Origin of the sequence: Streptomyces sp. 147326 (assembly GCF_045000215.1) — a bacterium.
In the GTDB taxonomy this organism is placed as follows: Bacteria; Actinomycetota; Actinomycetes; order Streptomycetales; family Streptomycetaceae; genus Streptomyces.
The window spans coordinates 1,948,133-1,975,000 of the sequence record NZ_CP134201.1; the positions used below are offsets into that span (position 1 = coordinate 1,948,133).

General features: G+C 71.9%; 20 protein-coding genes and 1 riboswitch. Of the genes, 10 read left to right on the forward strand and 10 right to left on the reverse strand.

From position 1 onward, the window contains the following. Positions 1 to 56: 56 nt before the first annotated feature. A complete protein-coding gene (locus RIU97_RS08820) occupies positions 57 to 1,085 on the reverse strand; it encodes a phosphatidylinositol-specific phospholipase C domain-containing protein (protein ID WP_404954908.1) in 1,029 nt (342 codons plus the stop codon). Positions 1,086 to 1,290: 205 nt separating this feature from the next. Here RIU97_RS08820 and RIU97_RS08825 point away from each other — a divergent pair, with 205 nt between their 5' ends. From RIU97_RS08825 to RIU97_RS08840, 4 genes are all read left to right on the forward strand, one after another. Next, entirely contained in the window at positions 1,291 to 2,268 is a 978-nt protein-coding gene (locus tag RIU97_RS08825; protein ID WP_404954910.1) for a trypsin-like serine peptidase, read from the forward strand. Between the two features lie 120 nt (positions 2,269 to 2,388). Further along, a complete protein-coding gene (locus RIU97_RS08830; RefSeq protein WP_404954912.1) occupies positions 2,389 to 2,991 on the forward strand; it encodes a TetR/AcrR family transcriptional regulator in 603 nt (200 codons plus the stop codon). Between the two features lie 107 nt (positions 2,992 to 3,098). Further along, complete coding sequence (locus RIU97_RS08835) at positions 3,099 to 3,359, forward strand: PQQ-binding-like beta-propeller repeat protein (RefSeq protein WP_404954915.1); 261 nt, start codon at positions 3,099 to 3,101, stop codon at positions 3,357 to 3,359. Between the two features lie 121 nt (positions 3,360 to 3,480). Continuing rightward, positions 3,481 to 4,434: an IS481 family transposase gene (locus RIU97_RS08840; RefSeq protein ID WP_404954917.1), complete on the forward strand. Its 954-nt coding sequence runs from the start codon at positions 3,481 to 3,483 to the stop codon at positions 4,432 to 4,434. Here the strand turns inward: RIU97_RS08840 and RIU97_RS08845 are convergent. The 3 genes from RIU97_RS08845 to RIU97_RS08855 form a co-directional block, all read right to left on the reverse strand. Beyond that, positions 4,431 to 5,846 carry an FAD-dependent oxidoreductase gene (locus tag RIU97_RS08845; protein ID WP_404954919.1) on the reverse strand — a complete coding sequence of 472 codons (1,416 nt, stop codon included), beginning with the start codon at positions 5,844 to 5,846 and terminating at the stop codon, positions 4,431 to 4,433. The genes RIU97_RS08840 and RIU97_RS08845 overlap by 4 nt on opposite strands. Positions 5,847 to 5,968: 122 nt before the next feature. Then, positions 5,969 to 6,304 (reverse strand): hypothetical protein, encoded by a 336-nt coding sequence (locus tag RIU97_RS08850; RefSeq protein ID WP_404954921.1) that lies wholly within the window; start codon positions 6,302 to 6,304, stop codon positions 5,969 to 5,971. A 70-nt stretch (positions 6,305 to 6,374) separates the two neighbouring features. Beyond that, entirely contained in the window at positions 6,375 to 7,322 is a 948-nt protein-coding gene (locus RIU97_RS08855; protein WP_404954923.1) for an oxidoreductase, read from the reverse strand. 155 nt (positions 7,323 to 7,477) lie between these two features. Here RIU97_RS08855 and cbiE point away from each other — a divergent pair, with 155 nt between their 5' ends. The 4 genes from cbiE (at position 7,478) to RIU97_RS08875 (ending at position 10,936) form a co-directional block, all read left to right on the forward strand. Next, positions 7,478 to 8,752 (forward strand): precorrin-6y C5,15-methyltransferase (decarboxylating) subunit CbiE, encoded by a 1,275-nt coding sequence (gene cbiE / locus RIU97_RS08860; RefSeq protein WP_404954925.1) that lies wholly within the window; start codon positions 7,478 to 7,480, stop codon positions 8,750 to 8,752. After that, entirely contained in the window at positions 8,749 to 9,498 is a 750-nt protein-coding gene (gene cobM / locus RIU97_RS08865; RefSeq protein ID WP_362807590.1) for a precorrin-4 C(11)-methyltransferase, read from the forward strand. The genes cbiE and cobM overlap by 4 nt, the downstream gene beginning before the upstream one ends. Continuing rightward, entirely contained in the window at positions 9,488 to 10,255 is a 768-nt protein-coding gene (locus tag RIU97_RS08870; RefSeq protein ID WP_404954928.1) for a cobalt-precorrin-6A reductase, read from the forward strand. Before cobM ends, RIU97_RS08870 begins: the two co-directional genes overlap by 11 nt. A gap of 117 nt (positions 10,256 to 10,372) precedes the next feature. After that, positions 10,373 to 10,936 (forward strand): GNAT family N-acetyltransferase, encoded by a 564-nt coding sequence (locus RIU97_RS08875; protein WP_404954930.1) that lies wholly within the window; start codon positions 10,373 to 10,375, stop codon positions 10,934 to 10,936. 147 nt (positions 10,937 to 11,083) lie between these two features. Here RIU97_RS08875 and RIU97_RS08880 read toward each other — a convergent pair whose 3' ends face one another. Genes RIU97_RS08880 through cobG form a run of 3 tightly spaced genes read right to left on the reverse strand, consistent with a single transcriptional unit; the run spans position 11,084 to position 14,564 of the window. Then, positions 11,084 to 12,604: a precorrin-2 C(20)-methyltransferase gene (locus RIU97_RS08880; protein ID WP_404954932.1), complete on the reverse strand. Its 1,521-nt coding sequence runs from the start codon at positions 12,602 to 12,604 to the stop codon at positions 11,084 to 11,086. Further along, positions 12,601 to 13,248: a precorrin-8X methylmutase gene (locus tag RIU97_RS08885; protein ID WP_078893060.1), complete on the reverse strand. Its 648-nt coding sequence runs from the start codon at positions 13,246 to 13,248 to the stop codon at positions 12,601 to 12,603. The genes RIU97_RS08880 and RIU97_RS08885 overlap by 4 nt, the downstream gene beginning before the upstream one ends. Beyond that, entirely contained in the window at positions 13,245 to 14,564 is a 1,320-nt protein-coding gene (gene cobG / locus RIU97_RS08890; protein WP_404954935.1) for a precorrin-3B synthase, read from the reverse strand. Before cobG ends, RIU97_RS08885 begins: the two co-directional genes overlap by 4 nt. Before the next feature lie 530 nt (positions 14,565 to 15,094). Continuing rightward, positions 15,095 to 15,174: riboswitch (cobalamin riboswitch) on the forward strand. A 53-nt stretch (positions 15,175 to 15,227) separates the two neighbouring features. On the opposite strand from cobG, the gene cobN reads away from it, so the two are divergent. Further along, positions 15,228 to 18,863 carry a cobaltochelatase subunit CobN gene (cobN, locus tag RIU97_RS08895; RefSeq protein WP_404954937.1) on the forward strand — a complete coding sequence of 1,212 codons (3,636 nt, stop codon included), beginning with the start codon at positions 15,228 to 15,230 and terminating at the stop codon, positions 18,861 to 18,863. A gap of 67 nt (positions 18,864 to 18,930) precedes the next feature. Here cobN and RIU97_RS08900 read toward each other — a convergent pair whose 3' ends face one another. The 3 genes from RIU97_RS08900 to RIU97_RS08910 form a co-directional block, all read right to left on the reverse strand. Further along, on the reverse strand, positions 18,931 to 19,212 hold the full coding sequence (locus RIU97_RS08900) for a hypothetical protein (RefSeq protein WP_051837378.1): 282 nt from the start codon (positions 19,210 to 19,212) through the stop codon (positions 18,931 to 18,933). 782 nt (positions 19,213 to 19,994) lie between these two features. Next, on the reverse strand, positions 19,995 to 20,393 hold the full coding sequence (locus RIU97_RS08905; protein ID WP_404954939.1) for a hypothetical protein: 399 nt from the start codon (positions 20,391 to 20,393) through the stop codon (positions 19,995 to 19,997). Between the two features lie 40 nt (positions 20,394 to 20,433). Continuing rightward, on the reverse strand, positions 20,434 to 25,530 hold the full coding sequence (locus RIU97_RS08910) for a polymorphic toxin-type HINT domain-containing protein (protein WP_404954942.1): 5,097 nt from the start codon (positions 25,528 to 25,530) through the stop codon (positions 20,434 to 20,436). Here RIU97_RS08910 and RIU97_RS08915 point away from each other — a divergent pair. Further along, positions 25,448 to 26,836 (forward strand): ricin-type beta-trefoil lectin domain protein, encoded by a 1,389-nt coding sequence (locus RIU97_RS08915; protein WP_404954944.1) that lies wholly within the window; start codon positions 25,448 to 25,450, stop codon positions 26,834 to 26,836. The genes RIU97_RS08910 and RIU97_RS08915 overlap by 83 nt on opposite strands. Positions 26,837 to 26,868: the final 32 nt, after the last annotated feature.

A 26,868-nucleotide genomic window follows, 5' to 3' on the forward strand; every position in this document is an offset into this window, starting at 1 on the left:
GGTGACAAGGGGCGTGGAAAGGGGAGTTCGGGGCGCGCTCGCGGCTCGGCCGCGGCTCAGCGGCCGCGCGGTACCACCGTCGCCAGGACCTGGGGCAGCGGGTACCAGTCGGCGGAGACGATCGAGGCGTGGTGGCCGGCGAGGAGCGCGAGGCGGTCGCGGGCCTGCACCTCGGTCGGACGGGTGGAGTCGATGGCGGGGGCGACGTTGTGGGCGTCGGTGGCGATCAGGAGGTAGTGGTTGCGGTCGTACCAGCCGGTGTCGACGGACCCCCCGGCGTACGCGCCCGCGTCCCCGTCGAAGATCACGAACCAGGGACGCAGCGACGCGTCGGCGTAGCGGGCGCGCGGGTCGCCCGCCTCGGCCCGGTGCACGGCGGGGAAGGCCGCGGCCCGGCCGAGCCGGCCCTGTGCGGCGAGGGAGCGCAGGTGGGTGGCGTACTCGCGGTCGGTCCACAGGGTGTCGGAGGCGTTGCCCTCCTCCACGGTGCCGGGGATCAGTTCCACGATGAACTTCCCGGCCAGGGCGGCGCGACCGGGCCAGGCTCCGGCGCGGGCGGCGGTGTCGAGGTCGGGGTGTCCGGCCGCGAGCTGGCCCGGGCGGTAGACGGCGTCGCCGAGTTTGCCGGTCAGCAGCGCGTCGAGGTCGGCCGGGCCGCGCCCGAGGTTGGCGGCGAAGCCGTCCTTGAGCTCCAGTTTGAGGACGACCGGGCGGTGGCCGGGGTGGGCGTCGTGCCAGCTGCGGATGTCGGCGAGGCAGCCGGCGAGGTTCTGGTTGCGGGTCTTGGTGCGCAGCTGGGCGGGGGTGGTGGCGTTCTCGCAGTTGTTGTCGTTGCCGAAGGGGTTGTCGTGCGAGACCCGCCACGAGCTGCCGAAGAAGTTGGTCCACACGTCGAGTTCGAGCATGGCGGCGCCGGAGTCGAGCGCGTCCGCGAAGTAGGGGTACTTGGCCTTGTCGTAGGCGTTGTGGACGCCCACCCCGGTCGATCCCGCGTACGGGAGGTCCTCGGCGGCCCCCGCCGGGGACGCGAGGGCCACGACCGCCAGCAGGGCGGTCGCCGCGGCCGCCCGCTTCAGCAATCTCATACCCTGGCTCCTGTCGATCAAGGTGGGGCTGCTCAAGTCGCCTGGAGCGTAGGGCGGTTGTGTGGACAACAGAAGACCCGAGAATGACACGCACACGACAATGCGGTCGGCTGTGAGCACGGACACGTCCGGTTCCCGGAACCCGGGCCGCCGTCCCTCCATCGAACGAAGGGTCAGAAGTGTCTCGGTGGGGTGGGAGTGCCAGATGGTCAGCAGGGTTCACGGGCGCAGCCGGGGACGGGAGCGGGGGCGAGGGCGGGGCGTACGGGGCTCCGTCCTCGTCGGCCTGCTCTGCACCCTGGCCCTCGCGGGCCTCGGGTACACCGCCTGGGAGCTGCGCGGCATCGCCGCCAACCGCGCCGACGGGGATCCCGCCCGGGGCACCTACCAGCAGGACCCCGAGCGCGCCGACAAGACGGCGGCCGCCGTGCTGGACGGGATCGTCCGGGAGGCCCCGGAGCCGCCGACGGACGGCAAGGCCTTCACCGACGGCGCCGGCCCGGTGAACTGGCGGACCGCCGGATGGCGGCCCTCCGATCCGCTGGAGGCCCGGCCCGCCCCCGCCGAGCCCGCGATCGGCGCGCTCTTCTCCCCCGGCTCCGACGGCGACCCCGACCACCACTGCTCGGCCGTCGTGGTCCACTCCCCCGGCGGCGACCTCATCGCGACCGCCGCCCACTGCGCGTACGGCGGCGGGTTCCGCACCAACCTCGCCTTCGCCCCCGGCTACCGGGACGGCGTGGCCCCGTACGGCGTCTGGGTGCCCACCCGGATCGACGTCGACCCGCGCTGGACCGAGGACCAGGACCCCGACCACGACATCGCCTTCCTCCGGCTGCGCCGGCCCGGCTACCCCGGCCAGCGGCTGGAGGACGTCACCGGCGCCGAGACCATCGCCTTCCGGCCCCGGCTGCCCGCGCCCGCCCGGCTCGTGGGCTACCCGAACTTCTCCGAGCAGCCGCTGGAGTGCCGCAACACCGCCGTCGCCGCCGGGCCCACGCAGCTGCGGCTGGACTGCGCGGACGTACCGAACGGAACCAGCGGCGGCCCGGTGCTGACCGACGGCCGCACGCTGATCGGGGTGATCGGCGGCCGCGACGGGGGCGGCGACGACAGGACCTCGTACAGCATCTACTTCGGCGACGACACCAAGACCCTGTACGAGCGCTCCACCACGCCCTGACCCCCGTCGCCACGAGGAAACCCGAAGGATCTTTCTAGAAAGGTCTTCCAGTTCCGCGATCTTGCTACGCTCGGTGGCGCAGATTCCGGACAGCACCACGCACACCGACGGGACCGCAGCATGTCTCCCAAGCAACAGCGCGGCGAAGCCACTGTCGACCTCCTCCTGACCACCGCGCTGCGGGTGTTCGCCGAGTCCGGGCAGCAGGGCTTCACGGTGAACGCGGTCGTCTCGGCCAGCGGGGTCAGCCTCGGCAGCCTCTACCACCACTTCGGCAGCTTCGACGGCCTGGCCGCCGCGCTCTACATCCGGTGCATGGACATGCTGTGCGACGACATGGTCGCCGCACTCACGCGGTGCCGCACCGCCCGCACCGGGGTGCGCTCCTGGGTGTCGGCGTACCTGGACTTCACCCAGGAGCACCGGGACGTGGCGCTGTTCCTGCACGCCTCCGCCTACTCCGGCTACCTGGTGGCCCGCGCCGAGGAGATCGGCGCGGCCAAGGCGGAGAAGTTCGCGGCCATCATGCAGTGGCTGGGGGTGCGCATGGAGCGCGGCGAGATCGCCCCCCTGCCGGCCCCGGTGATCGAGGTCCTGGTCATGGGCCCCCTCGCCGAGGCCGCCCGCCGCTGGCTGTCCAGCACCTACGAGATCGACCTCGCCGAAGCCGCCCGCTACCTCCCGGACCACATCTGGCGCTCCCTCCGCCCCGACCCGGCCTGACCGTCCGCGCGACGGGCCGGGCAGGGCCCGGCCCCGGATTTACGTCGGTGCGCGGCGCCGCCCGAAAGACCCTGAGCCCGCAGGTCCGACGGTGCCTGAACGGGGCGGTGCAGCGGCAGTACCGCACCGATCGTCCCGCCACGGCCCTCGACACCGACGGCGACACGGTCTACGTGGCGTACCACACGGGAGCCCTGGTGGCGCTGGACGCCGAGGACGGCTCCCTGCGACGGCACACGGACCTCAGGGTCGGCGGTGCACCCACCGCTGCCCTGTCCCTTGCCGTGGCGCCCGGAGGCCACTTGCTCGCCGGGACCGTCGACGGCCGCGTCCTGGAGTGCTCGGTCCACCCTGACCCGGGTCCCTAGGTGTATTGCCCCGGGAGGTTGTGGACGGGTGATGCAGGTCTCGGCTGAGGCGTCTTGAACGGGTGAGGGCCTTCCGGGTTCGGTGTGGATTGCGACGTCTACACCGACCAGAAAGGCCCTCGTGCCCCACCGTAATGCACCCCTGACCGAGACCGGACGGCTGCGCCTGGCCCACTGCGTGGTCGTGGACGGCTGGCCGCTGCGGCGGGCCGCCGAGCGTTTCCGGGTCTCGCCGACCACGGCCCAGCGGTGGGCCGACCGCTACCGCGATCACGGCGAGGCGGGCATGCGTGACAGGTCCTCGCGCCCGCATCACAGCCCGCGCCGGATCCCGAACCGCACCGAACGCCGGATCATCAAGGTCCGTGTCCTGCGCCGCTGGGGACCGGCCCGCATCGCCCACCTGCTGGATTTGGTGCCCTCGACCGTGCACCGCGTCCTGACCCGCTTCGGGCTGGCCCGCCTGAGCCATCTGGACCGGGCCACCGGCCGTGTCATACGCCGCTACGAACGCGAGAAGCCCGGCGAACTGGTGCACGTGGACATCAAGAAGCTCGGCAACATCCCCGACGGCGGCGGCCACAAGACCCTGGGCCGCCAGGCCGGCCGCAAGAAACGCCCCCGCCTGGGCTACAGCTACATCCACACCGCCGTCGACGACCACTCCCGCCTCGCCTACAGCGAGATCCTGACCGACGAGAAGAAGGAGACCGCGACCGCCTTCTGGCAGCGGGCACAGGCGTTCTTCACCTCGTGCGGGATCACCGTGGAACGGGTCCTGACCGACAACGGGGCCTGCTACAAATCCCACACCTGGCGCGACGCACTGGCAGCGGCCGGGATCACCCACAAGCGAACCCGGCCCTACCGGCCCCAGACCAACGGCAAGGTCGAACGCCTCAACCGCACCCTCCTGGAGGAATGGGCCTACGCCCGTCCCTACCAGTGCGAGCAGGAACGACGCGACGCGTTCCCGCAGTGGCTACACACCTACAATCACCACCGCGGACACACCGCGCTCGCAGGCAAACCACCCGCCAGCCGCGTCCCCAACCTCACAGGGCAATACACCTAGGCCTGTGGGGTCCGGACCTGGGGCGGGTCGTGGTGGGGCGGGTAGGCGGTGGGCGTCGGCGTGGCCGGCAGGCGCCACTTGGACAGGACGCGGACCACCGTGCCCGGGCTGAGCAGGGTGTTCGGCGAGGTGGACAGCGACAGCACGCCGAAGAAGCGGCTGGAGACGGCGGGGTCCGTGTTGGCGCCCACCATCACGCGGGACATGTAGCGCTGCAGGATCCGGGTGGCCCGGTCCGCCGGCGGGCCTTCCGTCTCCGCGTACCGCAGGTCCTCGCTGGTGGCGATCTGCCAGGCCACCTCCGCCGCGGCCACCGTCCGGCGCTGGATCCGCCGGGCGGCCGCCGGGACGTCCCGGGGCGCCAGGTCGCGGATCTCCTTGCGCAGGACGTCCGCCGCCAGTGCCGCCACCGTCATCCCGTGGCCGTACACGGGGTTGAACCGGCAGGCCGCGTCGCCGAGCACGACGAAGCCCGCGGGCCAGCGGTCCATGCGCTCGTAGTGGCGCCACTCGTTCGCCGTGGAGCGGAACCCGGTGGCCGAGGAGAGCGGGGTCGCGTCGCGGATCGCGTCGTAGAGCGCCGGGCTGCGCAGGCTCCGGGTGAAGCCGAGGAACCCGTCGTCGTCGGTCGGCGGGGCGTGTTCGCCGTTGCCGATGAGCGTCACCAGCCACCGGCCGCCGTCCTGCGGGACGAGCACCGCCCCGCGCGGGACGTCCGGGCGGCCCTGTACGTACATTCCGCGCCAGCGCCGCGCGGGATCCTCCGGAACCTCGAAGTACCGGCTGGAGTAGCCGAGACGGGAGTCGTACCGGGTCACCTGCGGGGCCGCGTGCCCGAGGGCCGCGAGCCAGGCCGGCGCCTTGGAGGTCCGTCCGGTGGCGTCGACCACGAACCGCGCGGCCAGCGGGTCACCCTCGCGGAATTCCACGCCGGTCACCGAACGGCCGTCCGGCGCGCCAACGAGACCCGTGGCCGGGCTGCCGGACCGCAGCCGGATCCGCTCGTCCCGCAGCACCTCCCGGCGCACCGTCCAGTCGAGCAGCTCACGGCTCGCCAGGAGCACTTTCGCCCCCGGCACCTGGTGGAACCAGTCGGCCGGGCTCAGCCAGAGGAAGTCCCCGGGGCTGTCCAGCAGGAACGCCCCGCCCGCCAGCAGCCGCTCCGTGACCCCGGGCAGCAGGTCCTCGATCAGTTCCACGCCCCGCGACCACAGCACGTGAGCGTGCCGGGACTGCGGCAACCCGGGCCTGAACGCCGGTGACTCCTGCGGCAGTTCGTCCCGCTCGACCAGGGTCACGCGCCCGAACCGCTCCGCGAGCACCCGCGCCGCCAGCAGGCCGGCCACGCCCGCCCCGAGGACCACCGCATGGTCGTGGGCTTCTGGGTGGTTGTCCATATCGTCGTCGCTCATGCCGCCGAGTCTCCAGCGCGCGGGGCGCCCGGGTCAGACCCGGACCGGGGCGCCCGGAGGCGCCTCGGGGGCGGACGGACTCATGGCGGGGGCGCCCGCGCGGGAGCGTACCGGGAGACCCGTCAGGGGCACAGGACGGTCCAGGTGACCTGCACGTGTCCACCGTCGTCCCCGTGGAAGTCGCTGGTACGGGCGGCGGTGTCCCCGAAGCCGTGCACGAGGACGACGGGCGTACGCCGCTCCGCGCGCCCGGTGGCCCGCGCCACCGGGGCGCCGAGCAGCGCGAGCACGAGGGCGAGCACGAGGGCGAGCACGAGGGCGAGCACCAGGTCGAGCACCAGGGCGGCCACTACGGCGGCCACCGCGGCGGCCGCCGGCCCGAGGAGCGGCGCGGGGACGGCGGCGGGCGCGAGGAGCGGTGCGGACGGCGCGTGCCGGGGCGGAGCGGCTCGGCGCATGGCTCTCCTGGGGGTGGCTGCGACCCGCGGCGCGAGGTGACCCGCGGGTAGCAAGTTGGCCCCGGCAGGATCAGCGCGGCAGGGATGCGTACGAGACTCCTGTGAGCTTCTCGGAGGCCGCCCAGAGCAGTTCGCCGGACTTGTCGTCGAGGGTCCACTTCGCCCGCCAGGACGGCGCCGGCGCTCCGCGCCAGCCGAACCGCGGGCCGATGAACGCGTCCTGCCCGACCCCGGGCGCGGTGGCCGCGTAGAGGGTGGGCAGCGCGCCCGCGGCGGTGGGCTGGGCGACGACCGCGTTGCCGAAGGCCGCCACGCGCGAGTTGAGGGTCGGGCCCTCCAGCTTCGACGCTCCGGAGTGCAGGTTGCTGGAGGCGTAGCCGGGGTGGGCCGCGGCGGCGGTGATCGTGGAGCCGGCGGCCGTGAAGCGGCGGGCCAGCTCGTGAGTGAAGAGCAGGTTGGCGGTCTTGGAGCGGCCGTAGGCGATCCAGCGGCGGTAGCCGTGCTCGCTGGAGAGCGCATCCGGGCCGCCGTCCTCGACGTCGATCCTCCCCAGTGCGTGGAAGCCGCTGGAGACGTTGACGATCCGGGCCCCGGGGGCGGCCGCCCGTAGCCTGGGCAGCAGCAGCCCGGTGAGGGCGAAGTGCCCGAGGTGGTTGACCCCGAACTGGGTCTCGAACCCGTCGGCGGTCCGCCCGTACGGGAGCGCCATCACACCGGCGTTGTTGACCAGCAGGTCCAGCGAGCGGTGCCGCTGCCCGTACGCGGTGGCGAACTCCCGTACGGAGGCCAGGTCGGCGAGGTCCAGCGGCATGAACTCCACCTCGGCTCCCGGCACTTCGGCGCGCAGCCGGACCGCCGCGGCCCGCCCGCGCGCGGCGCTGCGGCAGGCCAGCACGACGGAGGCGCCGCGCCGCGCGAGCTCGCGGGCGGTGACGTAGCCGATCCCGCTGTTCGCCCCCGTGACGACGGCGCTCCGGCCACTCTGGCCGGGGATCTTGCTGGCGTTCCAGCCGGGCATGGCGGCTCCCTCATGTCGCGCGGGTTACTGAGGGTAGCCCCAGACGGCATGGAGGTGTCACCGGGCGTCGCGAGGGTGGGCGCGGGCCTCGGATCCGCAGGCCAGTAGGCTGCGGGTCCGCCGTCTTTCCCCTCCCCTCCCCGAGGTACCGCGCAGTGAGCTCCGCACCACCCCCCAGAACCGTGACGGTCGTCGGCCTCGGCGCCGACGGCTGGGCCGGGCTCACCGCCGCCGCGCGGTCCGCGCTGTCCTCGGCCCAGGTGCTGATCGGCGGGCCGCGCCAGCTGGACCTGCTGCCGGCCGTGGAGTGCGCCGGTGAGCGGGTGGCGTGGCCGAGCCCGCTGCGGCCCGCCGTGCCGAAGCTGATGGCCGAGCACGCGGGGCGCCGGATCGCGGTGCTGGCCAGCGGCGATCCGATGTTCTACGGGATCGGCCGCGCCCTCGCCGAGGAGCTCGGGCCGCAGTCGCTGCGGGTCCACCCGCACCCGTCGTCCGTGTCGTACGCCTGCGCCCGCCTGGGCTGGCCGGTGGAGGACACCGAGGTGATCACGGTGGTGGGCCGCCCGGTGGCCCGCCTCGCGGCCGCGCTGCACGAAGGGCGCCGGGTGCTGGTCCTCAGCGCCGGAGCGGCGTCCCCGAACGAGATCGCTGCTCTGCTTCGAGAGCGGGGCTTCGGCCCGAGCCGGATGCGGGTGCTGGAGCAGCTCGGGTCCGAGCGCGAGGACGCGTACGAGGGCCGCGCCGACAGCTGGGACCGCCCTCCCGGCGACCCCCTGAACGTGGTGGCCCTCGACTGCCGTCGCGACCCGGCCCACGCCGCACCGCGCCTCGGCGCGACCCCCGGCCTCCCGGACGCCGCGTACGAACACGACGGGCAGCTCACCAAGCGCCACGTCCGGGCCGCGACCCTGTGCGCGCTCGCGCCGGCCCCCGGCGAGCTGCTGTGGGACATCGGCGGCGGCTCCGGCTCCATCGGCATCGAGTGGATGCGCACGCACCCCTCGTGCCGGGCGGTGGCGGTGGAACGCGTACCGGAGCGGGCCACGCGGATCGCCCGTAACGCGGCGGCGCTCGGTGTACCGGGCCTGCGCGTGGTCGTCGGCGCCGCACCCGAGGCCCTCGACGGACTCCCGGCCCCCGACGCGGTGTTCATCGGCGGCGGGCTCACCGCGCCGGGCCTCCTGGACGCGGCCTGGGCGGCGCTGGCCCCCGGCGGCCGCCTCGTCGTCAACACCGTCACCCTCGAATCGGAGGCGGTCCTCACCGACCGCTACCGCCGCCACGGCGGCGAACTGGTGAAGCTCGCGGTCGCGCACGCCGTGCCGGTCGGCGGTTTCACGGGCTGGCGGCAGGCGATGCCGGTCACCCAGTGGTCGGTGACGAAGCCTGCCGAGCCGGCCACCGCATCCAAGGAGAAGGATCGAACATGACCGTGTACTTCATCGGCGCGGGCCCCGGCGCCGCCGACCTGATCACGGTGCGCGGTGCCCGGACCCTGGCCGCCGCCCCGGTCTGCCTCTACGCGGGCAGCCTCGTACCGCGCGAGCTGCTCGCCGAGTGCCCGGCGGACGCCCGCCTCGTCGACACCTCGCAGCTGAACCTCGACGAGATCATCGCCGAATGCGTACGGGCCCACGCCGCGGGCCAGGACGTGGCCCGGCTGCACTCCGGCGACCCCTCCGTCTTCAGCGCCGTCGCGGAGCAGATGCGCCGGCTCGACGCGGCCGGCATCCCCTACGAGGTCGTCCCGGGCGTACCGGCCTTCGCCGCGGCGGCCGCCGCCCTCAAGCGGGAGCTGACGGTGCCCACCGTCGGCCAGACGGTGATCCTGACCCGCATCGCCCAGCAGGCCACCCCGATGCCGCCCGGCGAGGACCTGGCCACGCTGGGCCGCAGCGGCGCGCTGCTGGTCCTGCACCTGGCCACCCGTTACGTGGACCGGGTCGTCGACGAGCTGCTGCCGCACTACGGGGCCGAGTGCCCGGTGGCGGTGGTGGCGATGGCCAGCCGCCCCGACGAGCTGATCCTGCGCGGCACCCTGGCCGACATCGCCGCCCAGGTGAAGGAGGCGGGCCTGGTCCGCACCGCCGTGATCTTGGTGGGCCGCACCCTGGGGGCGGAGCAGTTCCGGGACAGCCACCTGTACTCGCCCGAGCGCGACCGGCATGTCTGCTGAGCCGCACTTCTTCCCTCCCCACCACGTGCTGATCCTCGGCGGTACGACGGAGGCCAGGCAGCTCGCGGAGGCGCTGGCACCCGACCCCTCGGTCCATGTGACCACCTCGCTCGCGGGCCGGGTCGCCTCGCCGGTGCTCCCGCCCGGTGACACCCGCATCGGCGGCTTCGGCGGCATCGCGGGCCTCGCGGCCTGGATCGTCGCCCACGACGTCACGCGCGTCATCGACGCCACCCACCCGTTCGCGGAGCGGATGAGCTTCCACGCCTCCGAGGCGGAGGCGCTCACGGGCGTCCCGCTGCTGGCTCTGCGGCGCCCCGGCTGGACGCCGGAGCCCGCCGACGACTGGACCTTCGCGGACTCCCTCGCCGATGCGGCCGCGCTGCTGCCCGGGCTCGGCACCCGCGCCTTCCTCACCACCGGCCGGATGGGCCTGCACGCGTTCGCGCACCTCACCGACACCTGGTTCCTGGTGCGTTCGGTGGACCCTCCGGACGCACCGGCGCCGCCGCGGCTCGAAGTGCTGCTCGCCCGGGGCCCGTTCACCCTCGACGACGAGCGGGAGCTGCTGGCCCGGCACCGGATCGACCTCCTGGTGACGAAGGACAGCGGCGGCTCCGCCACCGCGCCGAAACTGGCCGCCGCCCGCGAGGCCGGCATCCCGGTCCTGGTCGTACGCCGCCCCGCGGTGCCGCAGGGTGTGGCGGAGGCGGATTCGGTGGCCGCGGCCCTGCGGTGGCTCGGGGCGGTGGAGTGAAACGGTCCGGGCCGTGAAAGCAGTCCGGGCAGGGGAACCGTCCGGGCCCGGGGCCGCTGACCCTCCCCCGGGAAAAAGGGATTGCCCCGGTGGGAGAGGTCACGTGGGGTGGGCGGCATGACCGAACTGCACACCGACCGCCTCGTCCTGCGCCGATGGCGTGACTCCGACCTCGACCCCTGGGCGGCGATGAACGCCGATCCCGAGGTGCGCCGGCACCTGGGCGACCTGCTCACCCGTGAGCAGAGCGAGGCCTCCATGGTGCGGTTCCGGGCCGCGTTCGACCGGCGGGGCTACGGCTGGTGGGCCGTAGAGGTCCGGGCCACGGGTGAGTTCATCGGCTTCGCGGGCATGGACCACGTGGACGACGGCATGCCGTTCACCGGAGTGGAGATCGGCTGGCGGCTGGCCCGGGCGGCCTGGGGACAGGGCTACGCCACCGAGGCCGCGCGGGCGGTCCTGGCGCACGGCTTCGACACGCTCGGGCTGGCCGAGATCCTCGCTGTGACGACGGCAGGCAACTTCCGCTCCCAGGCGGTGATGGAGAGGATCGGGATGACCCGGGACCCGGCCGACGACTTCGACGACCCCGACGCGCCCGAGGGACCGCTGCGTCCGAACGTGCTGTTCCGCCTGGCCCGTGGCGCGGCCGCGGGAGGCGGCGCGCCCGGAGCCGGCTGAGGCGCCGCCGGAGACGGCCCGGAGGCTTCCAAAAGCGTTGCGGAGACGGCCCGGAGGCGCTCCGGAGGCGTTCCGGCGCCGGACGGACGAAGGCCCGGTGCGGTCGTCGCACCGGGCCTTCCTCACGAACCGCTCCGCCTCACCCGGTCACGGGTATCGGCGCGGGGTCCATGTGATCCGCGACCCGTCGGGCCGCTCCGTGACCTGCGTCTGCGAGGAGCCGATCAGCAGGATCGTCCTCATGTCGACCTCGGACGGCTCCAGTTCGGCGAGCGTGACGATCCGCACCGACTGCTCCGGCCCGCCCACGTCGCGCGCGACGACCACCGGGGTCTCGGGTGCCCGCAGTTCCAGCAGCAGCTCGCGGGCCTGGGCCACCTGCCACGTGCGGCTGCGCGAGCCGGGGTTGTAGAGGGCGAGCACGAGGTCGGCCGCGGCGGCCGCGCGCAGCCGCTCCGCGATGACCTCCCACGGCTTGAGCCGGTCCGAGAGGGAGACGGTGGCGTAGTCGTGGCCGAGCGGGGCGCCGGCCGCGGCGGCCGCCGCGTTGGCCGCGGTCACGCCCGGCAGGACCCGTACGGGCACGTCCTCGTACTCCACCTGCCCGGCCACCTCCAGGACCGCCGTGGCCATGGCGAAGACACCAGGGTCTCCCCCCGAGACCACGGCCACCCGCTGCCCGCGCCGGGCCAGGTCGAGCGCGAACTCGGCGCGCTCCGACTCCACCTTGTTGTCGGAGCCGTGCCGGATCTGGCCCGGCTTGACGGGAACCCGGTCCAGGTACGTGGTGTAGCCGACCAGCACCTCCGCGTCGGCCAGCGCGCGCCGGGTCTGCGGGGTGAGCCACAGGGGGCCCGCCGGGCCGGTGCCGACGACCACGACCTCGCCGGGCCCGGACGGCACGCTGCCCGGGTTGCCGATCCGGCTGGGCACCACGGCGACGGCGAAGTACGGCACGCTCGCCGCGTCGGTGTCGGCGAGGCGGCCGGTCCGTTCCCCCTCCATGGTGGCGCGCTCGACGTAGCGGGCCTCGGCGAGCCGGCCGCTGTTCTCCATCGCGCCCCGAACGGCGGGGAAGGTCCGGCCGAGCTTCATCACGACCGCCGAGTCGGTGGCGGCGAGACGGGCGGTGAGCTCCTCCTCGGAGAGCGTGCCGGGGAGGATGGTCAGGATCTCCTCGCCCTCCACGAGCGGGGTGCCGAGGCGGGCGGCGGCGGCGCTCACCGAGGTGACGCCGGGGATGACCTCGGTCTCGTACCGGTCCGCGAGCCGCTTGTGCATGTGCATGTACGAGCTGTAGAAGAGCGGGTCGCCCTCCGCGAGCACGGCGACGGTCCGGCCGGCGTCCAGGTGCGCGGCCAGCCGGGCGGCGGCCGCCCCGTAGAACTCCTCCATCGCACCCTGGTAGCCGCCGGGGTGGTCGGTGGTCTCGGTGGTGACCGGGTAGACCAGCGGCTCCTCGATGTGCGTCTCGCGCAGGTGCGCCGCGGCGATCGAGCGGGCGATGGACCGCCCGTGCCGGGCGCTGTGATAGGCGACGACATCGGCCTCGCCGATCACCTGGACGGCCCGCAGCGTCATCAGGTTCGGATCGCCGGGCCCGAGCCCGACCCCGTACAGGCGCCCCTTGACGGCCCGGCCTGCGCTGTTGGCGCTGACGGCGCTCATTCGGCCACGCTCGCAATGGCGTTGACGGCGGCCGCGGCGATGGCGCTGCCGCCCCGGCGGCCGCGCACGATCAGGTGGTCGAGACCCGAGGGGTGGGCGGCGAGGGCGTCCTTGGACTCGGCGGCGCCGATGAAGCCGACGGGCACCCCGATGACGGCGGCCGGGCGGGGAGCGCCCTCCTCGATCATCTCCAGCAGCCGGAACAGCGCCGTCGGCGCGTTGCCGACCGCGATCACCGAGCCCTCCAACAGGCCGCGGTCGCGCCAGACTTCGAGGGCCGCGGCGCTGCGCGTGGTGCCCATCTTCGCCGCGAGGTCCGGCACCGCCGGGTCGGAGAGGGTGCAGATCACGTCGTTGCCGGCGGGCAGCCGCTTGCGGGTGACCCCGCTGGCGACCATCTGGACGTCGCACAGGATCGGCGCACCGGCCTCAAGGGCCGCCCGGGCGCGCAGCACCACCTCGGGGGTGTACCCGAGGTCCTGCGGAAGGTCGGTCATTCCGCAGGCGTGGATCATGCGCACCGCGACCTGGGCGACCGAGGCGGGCAGGCCGGAGAGGTCCGCCTCGGCGCGGATCGTGGCAAAGGACTGGCGGTAGATCGCGGCGCCGTCCTTCTCGTACTCGAACACGGTGTACTCGCTCATTTCTGCACTGAGTCGGGGAGGTTGTGACGTACGTGATCTGCGTGTCGGGCGTCCGCGAGGGCGGCGGCGAGCTCGTGCTCCGGTACGCCGCGCCGCGGTGCGCGGCCTTCGACGTGGAGGTCGTATCCGGCGGGGGTGGCGACCAGGTCCACCCAGGCGGAGCCGCGCGGATGCCCGCACCGCCGCTCGCAGCCGGACCAGTGCACGGCCAGCGGTCCGCGGGCCCGTTCGGTGACGGCCCGCGCGTCGGCGCGCACGTCGGCCAGCGCCTTCGCGCAACCGGGCTTCCCCGTACAGGCGGTGACGGACCGCCAGGGACTGTCGGGAGCCGTGACGAGCCCTGCTTCCGCGAGGCCGGCGAGCGCGGCGGCGGCCACGTGGCCGGGCACTCCGGGGACCACGATCCCGCGCCAGGGAGTCAGCCGGACCCGGCCCGTGAGGGCGGCGAGCCGACGCCACTGCGCGGTGCCGAGCCGCCCGAGCGGCGCGAGAACGGACAGCGAGACGGTGCCGTCCGGGCCGGGCACGATGCCGGGCTCGGGCGTCCTGACGGACCGGGCGGACGGGTCCGTCGCCGCCACGGCGGCGCAGACACCGGCATCGGCCAGCCGCTGCGCCAACCGGGCACCGGACAGGGCGTGTTCGGGAGGCAGCTCGGCCACCCGCCAGGCCCGGGTACCGGCCTCCCGGACGGCGTCGAGGAAGTACTCGGCGGCCGCCAGCGCGGCCCTCGGCGCATCCTGCGAGGAGACGAGCACGGCTTCCCGCGGGTCTCCCGCCCACAGCCGAGCCCGGTCATCACCGTCCGGGACGAGGTTCACGTCCGCCGCGAGCGAGGTCACGTCACCGCGGCCGTCGTCGAGGGCGAAGAGGAACCGTCCGGACAGTCCGGCCGCCGCGTCGCTCGCGCACAGCAGCGCGTCCAGCTCCGCCACCCAGGGGGACACATCGGGCAGGCCCAGCCGGTCGAGGCCGGCGAGCGGCGAGGAAACGATGTTGCGGACCCGCTCGTGCGTGGGCGCGGGCAGCAGCCCGGCGCCCGCCAGCAGCCCGGCGAGTTCCCCGCCGCAGCTCTCGCCGAGGCCGCGCAGCTGCACGTTGCCGCGCGAGGTGAGGTCGAGGTGGCCGTCGCCGAGCCGGTCGGCGGCGTCGGCCAGCAGCAGCGCGGCGGCGCCGCCGAGCATCCCGCCGGGAATCCGCACCCGCGCCAGGAACCCGTCGTCCGCCGCATGCAGCCGCAGCGCGCCGGGGCAGGCGTCACCGCGGTCCCGTATGACGGGTTCGTCCCGCGATGCGGCGGAAGGGGACTGGGGCATGGCGGCGAGCATACCCACGATTCCCCTCCCCCGACCTGTGTCCGTCACCACCCCCACCAGCCACTCCACCAATCCAGCCCCGCCGGCCCTTGAGACACGGCAGCCCAGCCAATCCAGCCCCACCGGCCTTTGAGACACGGCAGCCCGACCAATCCAGCCCCACCGGCCATTGAGGCACGGCAGTCCGGCCAATCCGACGCTCGAGGCACGGGAACCCGGCCAATCCAGCCCCACCAGCCTTTGAGGCACGGCAGCTCAGCCAATCCAGCCCCGCCGGCCATTGAGGCACGGGGCCCGGCCAATCCAGCCCCACCGGCGTTTGAGGCACGGGGGCCCGACCAATCCAGCCCCGCCGGCGTTTGAGGCGCGGGGGCCCGGGGGCAGAGCCCCCGCAACGGCGCCGCACCCACCCACCACCCGCCCCGGCCCAGCGCAGCGACCCGGCCCAGCGCAGCGCCCCGCCCCGCCCACCCCTAAGATGACCTTCCGGCGGACCACACGGCCCGCCGTCGCCGAGGACGGCGACATGGGAGGAAGCCCGGTGCGATTCCGGCGCGGTCCCGCCACTGTGAACCCGGCAGAGCCACACCGCCGGGCAAGTCAGGAACTCCCGCTGTCCTCACTGCCCGGGGCGCGGAAACCCCGAGGAAGGCCTGCCGCCGCATGATCCTGCTGCTGTCGACGTCCGACACCGATCTGCTCAGCGCCCGCGCAGCGAACACGGCGGACGGCCCCGTCCCGTACCGGTTCGCGAATCCCTCCCGCCTTCCCCTCGACGACCTCCCCGGCCTCCTCGACGGAGTCGACCTGGTCGTCGTACGCCTCCTCGGCGGCCTCCGCGCCTGGCAGGACGGCCTCGACCTGCTCCTCGCCCCCGGCCAGACCCGCCCGGTCGTGGTCCTGACCGGCGAACAGGCTCCGGACGCCCAGCTGATGGAGGCCTCCACGGTCCCGATCGGCATCGCGGCCGAGGCGCACGGCTACCTCGCGCACGGCGGACCGGCCAACCTCGACCAGCTGGCCCGGTTCCTCTCCGACACGGTCCTCCTGACCGGTCACGGCTTCGAGCCGCCCGCCGCCGCCCCCACCTGGGGCCCTCTGGAGCGCGACGCGCAGCGGAGCACCGGTACCACCACCGACGCGGCCCCCAAGGTCGCCGTGCTCTACTACCGCGCCCACCAGATGAGCGGCAACACCGCCTTCGTCCACACCCTCTGCGAGGCCATCGAGGCGAAGGGCGCCCAGCCCCTCCCCCTCTACGTCTCCTCCCTGCGCACCCCCGAGCCGGAGCTCCTCCAGGCCCTGGAGTCCGTGGACGCGATCATCACCACCGTCCTCGCGGCGGGCGGCACCCGCCCCGCCACCGCCTCCGCCGGCGGTGACGACGAGTCCTGGGACGCCGGCGCCCTCGCCGCGCTCGGCGTGCCGATCCTCCAGGCGCTGTGCCTGACCGGTTCGCGTTCCGCCTGGGAGGAGAACGACGAGGGCCTGTCCCCCCTCGACGCCGCCACCCAGGTCGCCGTGCCCGAGTTCGACGGCCGCCTGATCACCGTCCCGTTCTCCTTCAAGGAGCTCGACGAGGACGGCCTGCCCGCCTACGTGGCCGACCCCGAGCGGGCCGCCCGCGTCGCGGGGATCGCCGTACGCCACGCCCGCCTGCGCCACATCGACCGCCGCGACAAGAAGGTCGCGCTGGTCCTGTCCGCGTACCCGACCAAGCACTCCCGCATCGGCAACGCGGTCGGCCTCGACACCCCGGCCAGCGCCGTCGAGCTGCTGCGCACGCTGATCGCCGGCGGATACGACTTCGGACCCACCGAGGACATCCCCGGTCTGGTGTCCGGCGACGGCGACGAGCTGATCCGCGCCCTGATCGAGGCCGGCGGCCACGACCAGGACTGGCTGACCGAGGAGCAGCTGGCCCGCAACCCGGTCCGCATCCCGGCCGCCGACTACAAGCGCTGGTTCGCCGAGCTCCCGGCCGAGCTGCGGGGCAGCGTCGAGCAGCACTGGGGCGAGGCCCCGGGCAACATGTTCGTGGACCGCTCGGCGAACCCCGAGGGCGACATCGTCCTGGCGGCCCTGCGCCGCGGGAACCTGCTCATCCTCATCCAGCCGCCGCGCGGCTTCGGCGAGAACCCGATCGCGATCTACCACGACCCGGACCTGCCGCCCTCGCACCACTACCTGGCCGCGTACCGCTGGATCCAGGCGCGCGCGGAGGACGGCGGCTTCGGCGCCGACGCGATGATCCACCTGGGCAAGCACGGCAACCTGGAGTGGCTGCCGGGCAAGAACGCCGGCCTGTCCGCGGCCTGCGCGCCGGACGCCGCGCTCGGCGACCTCCCCCTCATCTACCCCTTCCTGGTGAACGACCCGGGCGAGGGCACCCAGGCCAAGCGCCGCGTGCACGCGACCCTGGTCGACCACCTGGTCCCGCCGATGGCCCGGGCCGAGTCCTACGGCGACATCGCCCGCCTCGAACAGCACCTGGACGAGTACGCCCAGATCTCCGCGATGGACCCGGCGAAGCTGCCGGCCATCCGCGCCCAGATCTGGACCCTGATCCAGGCGGCGAAGCTCCACCACGACCTCGGCCTCGAAGAGCGCCCGGACGACGACGGCTTCGACGACTTCCTGCTCCACGTCGACGGCTGGCTGTGCGAGGTCAAGGACGCCCAGATCCGCGACGGCCTGCACGTGCTCGGCGGCGCCCCGACCGGTGAGGCCCGGGTCAACCTGGTCCTCGCCATCCTGCGCGCCCGTCAGATCTGGGGCGGTACGACGGCCCTGCCGGGCCTGCGCGAGGCGCTCGGCCTCGACGAGTCCAAGGCCACCCGTACCTCGGCGGACGAGGTCGAGGCGCAGGCCCGCGCCCTGGTCCAGGCGATGGAGGACGCGAACTGGTCCCCCGACGCCGTGTCCTCGGTCGCCGCGGACCAGTCGCCGGAGGTCGTGGCGGTCCTGTCCTTCGCGGCCCGCGAGGTGGTCCCGCGGCTGGCCGGCACGACGGACGAGATCACCCACGTCGTCGCGGCCCTGGACGGCCGCTTCGTCCCGGCGGGCCCCTCCGGCTCCCCGCTCCGCGGCCTGGTCAACGTGCTGCCGACGGGCCGCAACTTCTACTCGGTCGACCCGAAGGCCGTCCCCTCCCGCCTCGCGTGGGAGACGGGCCAGGCCCTGGCCGAGTCCCTCCTGACCCGCTACCGCACGGACAACGGCGAATGGCCCGCCTCCGTAGGCCTCTCGCTGTGGGGCACGAGCGCGATGCGCACCTCGGGCGACGACGTGGCGGAGGCCCTCTCCCTCCTCGGCGTCCGCCCGGTCTGGGACGAGGCCTCGCGCCGCGTCACGGGCCTGGAGGCGATCCCGCTCGACGAGCTCGGCCGCCCCCGCATCGACGTGACCCTGCGCATCTCGGGCTTCTTCCGCGACGCCTTCCCCCACGTCATCGGCCTCCTGGACGACGCGGTCCGGCTCGCGGCCTCCCTGGAGGAGCCGGCGGAGTCGAACTTCATCCGCGCCCACGCCCAGGCGGACCTCGCCGTGCACGGCGACGAGCGCAAGGCCACGACCCGAATCTTCGGCTCGCGCCCGGGTACGTACGGAGCCGGCATCCTCCAGCTGATCGACTCCCGCGACTGGCGCACGGACGCCGACCTCGCGGAGGTCTACACGGTGTGGGGCGGCTACGCGTACGGCCGCGGCCTGGAGGGCCGCCCGGCGCGCGACGAGATGGAGACGGCCTACAAGCGCATCACGGTCGCCGCCAAGAACACGGACACCCGCGAGCACGACATCGCGGACTCGGACGACTACTTCCAGTACCACGGCGGCATGGTGGCCACGGTCCGCGCCCTGCGCGGCACGGCCCCGGAGGCGTACATCGGGGACTCCACGCGTCCCGAGACCGTGAAGACCCGCACCCTGGTCGAGGAGACCAGCCGGGTCTTCCGCGCCCGCGTGGTCAACCCCAAGTGGATCGAGGCGATGCGCCGCCACGGCTACAAGGGCGCCTTCGAACTCGCCGCGACGGTCGACTACCTCTTCGGCTACGACGCCACGACGGGCGTGGTCGCGGACTGGATGTACGACAAGCTCACCGAGACGTACGTCCTGGACCCGACCAACCGCGCCTTCCTGGAGGAGGCCAACCCCTGGGCCCTGCACGGCATCGCGGAACGCCTCCTCGAAGCCGAGTCCCGCGGCATGTGGGAGAAGCCGGACCCCCAGATCCTCGAATCCCTCCGCCAGGTCTACCTGGACACCGAGGGCAACCTCGAGGGCGAAGGCGAGTAGGACCGCAGAAAGAGGCCGTCCTCCCCACCCTTCCAGGGCGGGGAGGGCGGCCTCTCGCGTTGCCCGACTAGACCTTGACGGTCTGGTTCAGCGCGACGAGCGCCTGCGCCCACCGCACGTACTTCAGCTGCCCGAAGTCGGCGACGGTCTTGACCCCGAACGCCTCGTGCAGCAGCTCGCCGTCCTTGTCGCTGACCCCCTTGAGGGCGGCCACGGGAGCCGCGAGCACCTCGGCGAGCGGCTTGTCGGCCCACGCCTTGTCGAGCACCTTGTCCAGATCAATAGCCACGAGTGTCCCTCCCGGAACGCCGAAACCAAATACCGTGGCAAATCTAACCGAACCAGACATTCCCCCCAAGCTCCGACACCCGCACGGTGCCCTCGCGCACAGGCGCGCCACTTCCCCGCCCCTGTTCGGCGAGGTTCACTCAGGTGCTCGCAGTGGAATCACCCGGCCCTGCTCCGACGGCGCGACCGGAGCGTACGTAGCGGGCGAGGCGGACACAGCGGCGGCGGGCACCGCAAAAGGACGGGACCACCACCACACTCGTGTTTACGGACGTTGTCCGCCAGTTCCGTAGTCATCAGCTGACCACCTCCAGCGCCACGGTAGGCCGGTCCGACTAGTCAACCGAGGGCTATCCAGCAGATACCCGCCCGACCCCAGCCCGAACAGGTGGGTAAGGCCCACGAAGCTGACCGGCCCCACCGGCGAGCTGCGCACCGGCCAATGCCCTGTCGCTGCCTCGCCGTCGGTTGGATGCTCGCCGTGTGGGAACATCCGAGCTTCTACGCGCTTCAGTTCGTTCGCCCGCTGTTTCTGCGCGGCATGGTCGCTGGCCGGCCCGCGGTGGCGGAGCCGAGAGCGGGCCGGGTGGGCGGCCGTGCCGCGCGCGACCCGCGTCAGCGGGTCGCCTTGAAGACGTAGAGAAAGTTTGGACGCACACGGCCTTGGCGGCAGCCCATGCCCGTCGGCGCGCCAGCGGATGCGGCTGCTCTACTGGCTCAGCCCGCCTGGGTGCGGGCCACTCTCCCGCCACCCAGGGGGCTGCAGCGTCCATCGGTGTTGCCGTCAGGACTGCCGTCAACAAACGGCGCTCTCTTAAAGTGCCTTCGCAGTGTTTGCCGAAATTAAGAGGCAACACCACGCATAGCCCTTAGCGCACTAACAGATTTCCGAAACGTGTCCACCAACCTAGCAGCCTGCTGCTGGATCTCGTCACGACTTCCAGGGCGCGCCCCACGCGGAGGCAGAATCACTTCGAGTGACTTCCATGACTCGAAGACGAGACGTGTCTGCTCAAGAGCCGCCCCTGAAAGGCGCATAGCCTTCTCCACATCGCTCTGCTTGAGCTCGTAGAGCCACGCCGAGAGGAGTGACTGCTCCACGACGAAGCGGCCTGTCCATTCTGAGATCTTCACTCCGACGAGTTCACACGAAAGGATCTTGATGGCCAGGTTGTGCTCGATGGAGTTGGATGGGGTCAGCAGTTCCTCAGGAGGATCCCATTCATCCGGAACCTCATCCAACCATCCCCAGCTCGGCGGTTGGGACACTCCGTTCCTTTCATCATCCGTGATGTTCGCGGAGCCAGTCTGTCGCGCGCTTCGTGGTCTTGGGGAGCTCTTCGATTCCGCCAGCCTCGAGTACGTTCATGCAGTAGGTCACACAACTCTGCCTGCCGAGACTGTACGGCGGGTAAGTTCCTTCGGCCGACCGACCTATCTGCCTTTCGATGTAGGCCAAAGCTCCTTGCACGCGCGGCAGCTCGACCCGAACGTTGATGGTGAAAGGCGAAAGGATTGCAGGGTCAAATGCCCTAACTCCGTTGGTGGCCACGTCAACACCACCCCATTGCTCAGTGTGCATAACCTCACCATCGTGCGCTTGCACGGTAATCAAAGCGTGCTTCTTCTCCGGATCCAGGTGAACCGTTGCCACACCATCACAGTTATGAACAAGGACCGGAGCGGCACCCGCCAGCACATAGTACGTGTGGAAGTCGTCGACCGTGAGGTTGTAAGTGGTGACGGCGTAGGGGTAGTTGTGGGTGGTCTGGACGGTGAGGGTGGTGCCGTTGGGCTGGCGGAGTTGTTCGCCGGGGGTGAGGTCGCCCGCGTTGGTCCACTGGCGGCGGGTTTCGCTCCAGTAGGGGTGGTGGAACGTGGAGGTGATGTTGGCCGGCGGGCCGCGGGGGTTTGCGTCGTCAGTGAGGGTGAGGTCGGTGAAGTCCTTGTCGTCCGGGGTGGTGATGGTGTCGGTGACCTTCTTCGGGCGGGTTTCACCGGTCTGCGGGTCGGTCGCCATCACGGTGTCGCCGACGCGGACGTCTTCGATGGCTTTGGTGGTGCCATCAGCCATCTGGACCTTGGTACCCGTGGGGAAGCTGTTCCTGTCGACCTCGCAGGATTCCGACTTCGTCCTGGCGTCGGAGCCTCCGCCCTGGGCTTCGGCGTCGGCCTCGCTGTTGCGTGATTTGGACTCCGTGCCGGCACTGTCGCTGGCTGATTCCTTCGAGGCTTTCGCGTCACCCGACTTGGCCGCCTTGGCTGCAGCCGCAGATGCTTCGTCTACGGCCTTCTTGGCCTTGGTGAAAGCCGCCATGGCCCGGCTGGATCTGCGTTCAGCTGCGCTGACGGCGTCGTAGGCCTTGTTGAGTTCCTTGTAGATCTTAAAAGCCTTGATGCCGATCTTGATGGCCTTGAAGAGCTTGCCCCAGGGGACGGCGTTGAGGGCGGTGTTGATGCAGGCCATGACGTCACCCTTGGTGAAGCAGTCACGGGCGTCGTTGTAGCCGATCAGGTCCATGACCAGGTCGATGACGGCGTGCTTCAGCTCATCCCGCCGCTTCTTCGCCTTGGTGAGTTCCCCATTGGACTCGTTCAGGGCGACCCTCTCGGGGGTCGCAAGCGTCTCGCCTTCCTGAGTCGTGTTCCTCAGGTAGTGGGTGCTGTCGGCCTCGGTGTCACCGATGTAGCGGAGGCCACTGGGGTCTGCTTTGTTGATGGGGTCGTTGTTGGAGTAGGCGTACGCGTTCCACTGCTGCGGGTCGCCCGGGTCGATGATCGGGTCGGGGCTGATGAAGCGGCCGGTGGTGGGGTCGTATTCGCGGGCGCCGAGGAGGGTGAAGCCGGTGGCCTTCTCCTTGGTGCCGCCGATGAAGCCCTTGTCGCCGGCCCAGGCGCCCGGGGCTGGCTGAGCGCCTCGCTCGTTGCCGAAGGGGTCGGCAGGGCGGCGGACTTGGGCCAGGTCGGCCGCGTTGAACTGGACGCCGTTGGTGCCGTGGTGGTCCGAGGCCTGGTAGGTGAGAGTGGAGGCGCCGGCGGTGGTGGTGCGGGTGATGGAGAGGCCGCCGGGGGCACCGTACGTGCGGACGTTGGACACCTTGCCGGTGGCGGTGTCCAGGGTGATCTGGTCCGGGCCGAGGTTGAGCGTGGTCTTGCCCGGGTCGCGGCGGATGAGCTGGTTGCCGCCGGTGTCGTACAGGTAGCTGGTGCCGGCGCTCTCGCCGGTGCCGGTGATCTTGTCGAGCTTGCCCTGGTCGTTCCAGGTCAGGGTCTTGGTGCCCGGCGTGCTGGTGATGGAGGCGGTGTTCCCGGTCTCGTCGTACGTGTACGAGGTGACCTTCGTGCCGCTGCTGCTGGTCTCGGTCGAGGTCATCAGGGCGTGCGGGCCGCCCGTGCCGCCACCCGTCTTCGGGTCGGAGGACCGCGTGTTCGGGCCGGCGCCGAAGGTCTGGGTGACCGTCGTGTCCTTGGCCGCGTTGCCGCCGACGTCCTTCTTGACCAGCTTGGTGCGGTTGCCGATCTTGTCGTACTCGTACTGCTGCCAGTACGGGGCCGGGCCGCCCACGCTGGGCTTGCCGGCACCGTCGACCGCGGGGCCGGTGCTGTTGGAGCAGCCGCCGATGCCGCGGACGCTGGGCTGGGGTGCCGTGGTGGTGGTGCCCGTGTCGGTCCAGGCCTGGGTGAGGCGGCCGAGGTAGTCGGTGGTGAAGCACTGAAGATCGCGGGCGGCGCCGTCCTGCGTGTTGCTGATCGAGGTCAGCTGGCCGACCCGGTTGTAGGTGTAGTCGAGGACGTCAACGCTGGCGGTGGTCGCGGTCTGCTTGTCCAGGGTGGAGCGGACCGGCCGGCCGGTGGCCTGGTCGTAGTCGACGGTCGAGACCACTTGCATGCCCGTCTCGCCGACCGTGGTGCGGATGGCACGACCGTACGGATCGTGGAAGACGTCCACGATGTAAGGCGTGCGGACACCGGCGATGGTGCCGCCGACCGACGACAGCTTGCCGACGTCGTCAATGCCGAAGGCGAGCTGCTCCGCCCCCAGACCGGCAGCGGCGATGGCGGGCAGGGCGGTGGCTCTGAGCTGCCCGTGCTTGTCGTAGGTGTTCTTGGTCTCGTAGGTGCCGGCCAGCTGCTTCTCGAACTCGGGGATGGTGACCTTGGTGCCGAGGGGCCGGTAGCCGCTGTCGTAGCCGGTGATCTCGGTGATGTAGGCGCGGCCCCCGATGTAGCGGGTGGTGGTGTCCGGCTTGCCCAAGGCCTTGGTGTCGTAGGTGAAGGCTCCGACCTTCTTGGCAGGGTCGACAGCCGTCCCCTCATACGTGGCGACGGTGCGGCCGAGGAGGTCGGTGACGGTGGTGGCGCTCTTGTTGCGGGCGTCGGTGACGGTGACGAGGTTCTTGCTGTCGTCGTAGATCGTGGTGGCGGTGCCCGAGTCCGGGTCGGTGGTCTTCACCGTGCGGCCGAGGAGGTCGTACGCGAAGGTCCACTCGTTGCCTGCGGAGTCCTTGCGGCGGAGCTCCTGGCCCTGGGTGTTCGTCTCGTAAGTCGTTTCGTCATAGGCGCCGTTGGGGGTGTTGCCCTTGTACTGACGCAGGACGGAGGTGGTGCCGTTGGTGATGCTCGCCGTGGCGTAGCCGCCGTTCGGCGGGATGGTGCGGACCTCGTCCGCTCCCGGGTACTCGGTCTTCGAGCGCCACTGCTCGATGCCGTAGGACTGGAAGACGGAGGCAGTGGTACGTCCGAGGCCGTCGAAGACGGAGACGGTCTGTGCCGGGATCTGGCTGTCGGGGTTCACCCCGCCGTTGGGCAGGAAGAGTGCGCCCGACGGTTCCCTCTCGTCGTTGTAGTAGGGGGCGCTGGTCTTGACCTGCCGGCCGTGCGAGTCGAAGAGAGCGTCGGTGATCATCCGGCCCGACGCGCCGGAGGGAGTGTGTGCCTGGGTCTGCCGGATGCGGCCGAGGCCGTCGTAGATGGTGTAACTGGAGACGTACGTCTGCTTGTTGGCCATGAGCGTCTGGCTCAGAACGGTGGTCGGCGCCTTCGTGCCGTTCATCGCGTACGAGAACTTGCGGACGGGCGGGTCCGTGGTCCGGTCCTGGCCGGGCTGCCAGACGGCCGTGACCCGCCCCAGGGCGTCGTAGCCACGCTCGGCGACGTGACCGTTCTCGTCGCTGGTCTTCATGGGTAGCGCACGGCCGGTGTCGAGCGTGGTCGTGGTCTTCCAGCCCAGCGGGTTGGTGTGGGTGACCTCGTAGGGCAGCGCGTTGGGGAGAGCCTTGTACTCGGTCTTGGTGACCGCGCCGTCCGGGTGGGCGGCGTCCTTCCGAACCTTGTTGGTCGTCGTCGCGAGACGGCCGTAGTCGTCGTAGGTGGAGGTGACGTTGAGGCGGTACACGGGCTCGCCCGCGGCGTCGTACTTCTCCAGGATCTCGTTCCCGGTCTGATCCGCGACGGCACCGGCTTCGCCGAGGGGCTTGCCGTCGAAGTAGGAGCGGGTGTCGCCGACGGTGTTCGCCGCGGTCGGCGTCTGGCTGCAGCCGCCGGCGCCCTTGAGGACCAGGGTGCGGGAGGCGAGCTGGGTGAGCGCGCCGCCGGGGCCGGAGGCGTACGTGAAGGTGGTGCACAGCCGATGGTCGGGGCGGGACACGTCGCTCTTGTCGTCGACCTGGAGGGGCCGGGAGAAGAGGGTGTCGTCGTAGGTGGAGGTGCGTTCGCTTGTGCGCCAGGTGCCGTCGGCGAGTTTGGCGCGGCCGGTCACCTTGCCGGTGTTCATCACACGGGCCGTGATGGGCGGCATGCCGCCGGACTGGGCGCGGGTCGCCGTTGCGTTCGGCTTGATCAGGGGGGTGGTGACCTCGTCTGCGATGACGGTGCCACCGTCGCGGTCGTAGGTCTCGGTCTGGCGGACGAACCCGGAGAGGACCTCCTCGTCCTTGATCGTGCCGCCGTGTGCATCGGGGACGTTGACGCTGCGCTTGCCGCCGTTGGCGAGTACATCGCCGTCCATGCCGCGCAGGAACGTGGCGACGGACTTGGTGCGCGGGGCTTCGGCGCCGTTGCCGTTGCCGGTACGGGTGGTGACGGTGGCGAAGCCGCGGAACTGGTCCCACGTACGGGTCTTGGGGTCGGTGAACTCGGAGTCGTTGCGGTGCCAGGCGATGCCGCCGCCGTACTCGTAGTCGGTGACCTGGCTGACCTGGCCGGCGACCTTGTCCTGCTGGGTGACGGACTGGACCACGACCTTGTGGAACCAGTCGTCGACGGGGTCGGGGAAGGACTGGCCGGGCAGGTACCACTTGACCGCATGCAGGCCATGGTGTTCGTGTCCAGGGCAGCGGGCATCGTGCCACTCCCGGCCGCGCCCACTCAGCGGGTTCACCGATCCGGCGGCGGGCCCGGCCATCGGGAACATCGACCCGAAGGCCTACCCCCGGATCGGGTCCGACGGTGATCTCAGCGGCGACGGCATCCCGGATCTGTGGGCCGTCGACGCCAACCAACAACTCGTCGCCTTCAACGGCGTCGGCACGCGCCCCAACGGGGAGAGCGGTTCGCACCCCACCGTCACCGGCTTCGACTCCGTCCCGGTCACTCTGGGCAACCTCAACACGCCCAAAGCCCAGTGGCCGCTCACCGGAGAGAAGAACGGCACCATCCCCAGCACGGTCGGGAACTTCCCCGCCACCCCGGCCGGAGTCACCTGGCCCACCGGCGTCATCGGTGGACGCAACACCAGCTATGCCGCCTTCAACGGCCCCTCGTCCGTCATCACCACATCCGGCCCGGTGATCGACACCCGCAAGAGCTTCACCATCAGCACCATGGCAAAGGCCGATCAGGCCGGAGGAGTCGTCCTCAGCCAGGATCTGAACCGCAACAGCTCTCTGCTCCTGTACCCCGACCACCATCTGAACGTCTGGCGCTTCGGCCTCGCCAACGCCGACACCGCCACCGCCACCGATACCGGCGTCTGGCCGTACGACCTGACCGACGAGTCCAACAGCACCGCCAGGCTCGTCCCCGGCGCCTGGACCCAGCTCACCGCCGTCTACGACCACACCACCGGGCACATGCGCCTGTACGTCAACGGCACCCTCGCCGCCACCGGTCGTCACAGCGCTTCCACCAGCCCGGCCCCGGTCGGCCCCCTCACGCTGGGCCGCTTCAAGGATGCCGGGGCCTACGCCCCCTCCGGCCTCACCGGCGGTATCAGCAGTCTGGCGGTCTACCCCTACGCCGCCTCCGTCACCGCCACGGAAGCCGTCGGCCCCATCAACCTGAGCGCGGCCGCCGGCAACTGCGTCGACAACGACGGGAACAGCCCCGACGACGGCAACAAGATCCAGATCGCCGGCTGCAACGGCACCGACGCCCAGAAGTTCCAGGTCCGCAACGACGGCACCATCCGGACCCACGGCAAGTGCCTCAACGCCACCGCCGCCGGCACCGCCAACGCCACACTCATCGAGCTCCGCACCTGCGACAGCAGCGCACCGAGCCAGCAGTTCCTCCCCCGCGCCGACGGCGGTGTCCACCACCCCGCCTCCGGCCGCTGCCTCGACCTCGGCAGCTTCAACACCACCCCGGGAACCCAGCTCTGGCTCTACGACTGCAATAGCTCCCCCGCCCAGAGGTGGACCATCCCCACACTGGGCACGGCACCCCTGCCGTTCCCCGGCCCGTAACGGCCACGCCGCACGGAGGCCGTCTCCCCGCC

Bases quoted from the DNA above. Each gene is read 5' to 3' on its own strand.
- RIU97_RS08885 (WP_078893060.1), bottom strand. From the start codon at position 13,248: ATGAGCGAGTACACCGTGTTCGAGTACGAGAAGGACGGCGCCGCGATC.
- RIU97_RS08820 (WP_404954908.1), bottom strand. From the start codon at position 1,085: ATGAGATTGCTGAAGCGGGCGGCCGCGGCGACCGCCCTGCTGGCGGTC.
- RIU97_RS08830 (WP_404954912.1), top strand. From the start codon at position 2,389: ATGTCTCCCAAGCAACAGCGCGGCGAAGCCACTGTCGACCTCCTCCTG.
- RIU97_RS08825 (WP_404954910.1), top strand. From the start codon at position 1,291: ATGGTCAGCAGGGTTCACGGGCGCAGCCGGGGACGGGAGCGGGGGCGA.
- cobN (WP_404954937.1), top strand. From the start codon at position 15,228: ATGATCCTGCTGCTGTCGACGTCCGACACCGATCTGCTCAGCGCCCGC.
- RIU97_RS08875 (WP_404954930.1), top strand. From the start codon at position 10,373: ATGACCGAACTGCACACCGACCGCCTCGTCCTGCGCCGATGGCGTGAC.
- cobM (WP_362807590.1), top strand. From the start codon at position 8,749: ATGACCGTGTACTTCATCGGCGCGGGCCCCGGCGCCGCCGACCTGATC.
- RIU97_RS08855 (WP_404954923.1), bottom strand. From the start codon at position 7,322: ATGCCCGGCTGGAACGCCAGCAAGATCCCCGGCCAGAGTGGCCGGAGC.
- RIU97_RS08845 (WP_404954919.1), bottom strand. From the start codon at position 5,846: ATGAGCGACGACGATATGGACAACCACCCAGAAGCCCACGACCATGCG.
- RIU97_RS08900 (WP_051837378.1), bottom strand. From the start codon at position 19,212: ATGTCTGGTTCGGTTAGATTTGCCACGGTATTTGGTTTCGGCGTTCCG.
- RIU97_RS08870 (WP_404954928.1), top strand. From the start codon at position 9,488: ATGTCTGCTGAGCCGCACTTCTTCCCTCCCCACCACGTGCTGATCCTC.
- RIU97_RS08850 (WP_404954921.1), bottom strand. From the start codon at position 6,304: ATGCGCCGAGCCGCTCCGCCCCGGCACGCGCCGTCCGCACCGCTCCTC.
- RIU97_RS08880 (WP_404954932.1), bottom strand. From the start codon at position 12,604: ATGAGCGCCGTCAGCGCCAACAGCGCAGGCCGGGCCGTCAAGGGGCGC.
- cobG (WP_404954935.1), bottom strand. From the start codon at position 14,564: ATGCCCCAGTCCCCTTCCGCCGCATCGCGGGACGAACCCGTCATACGG.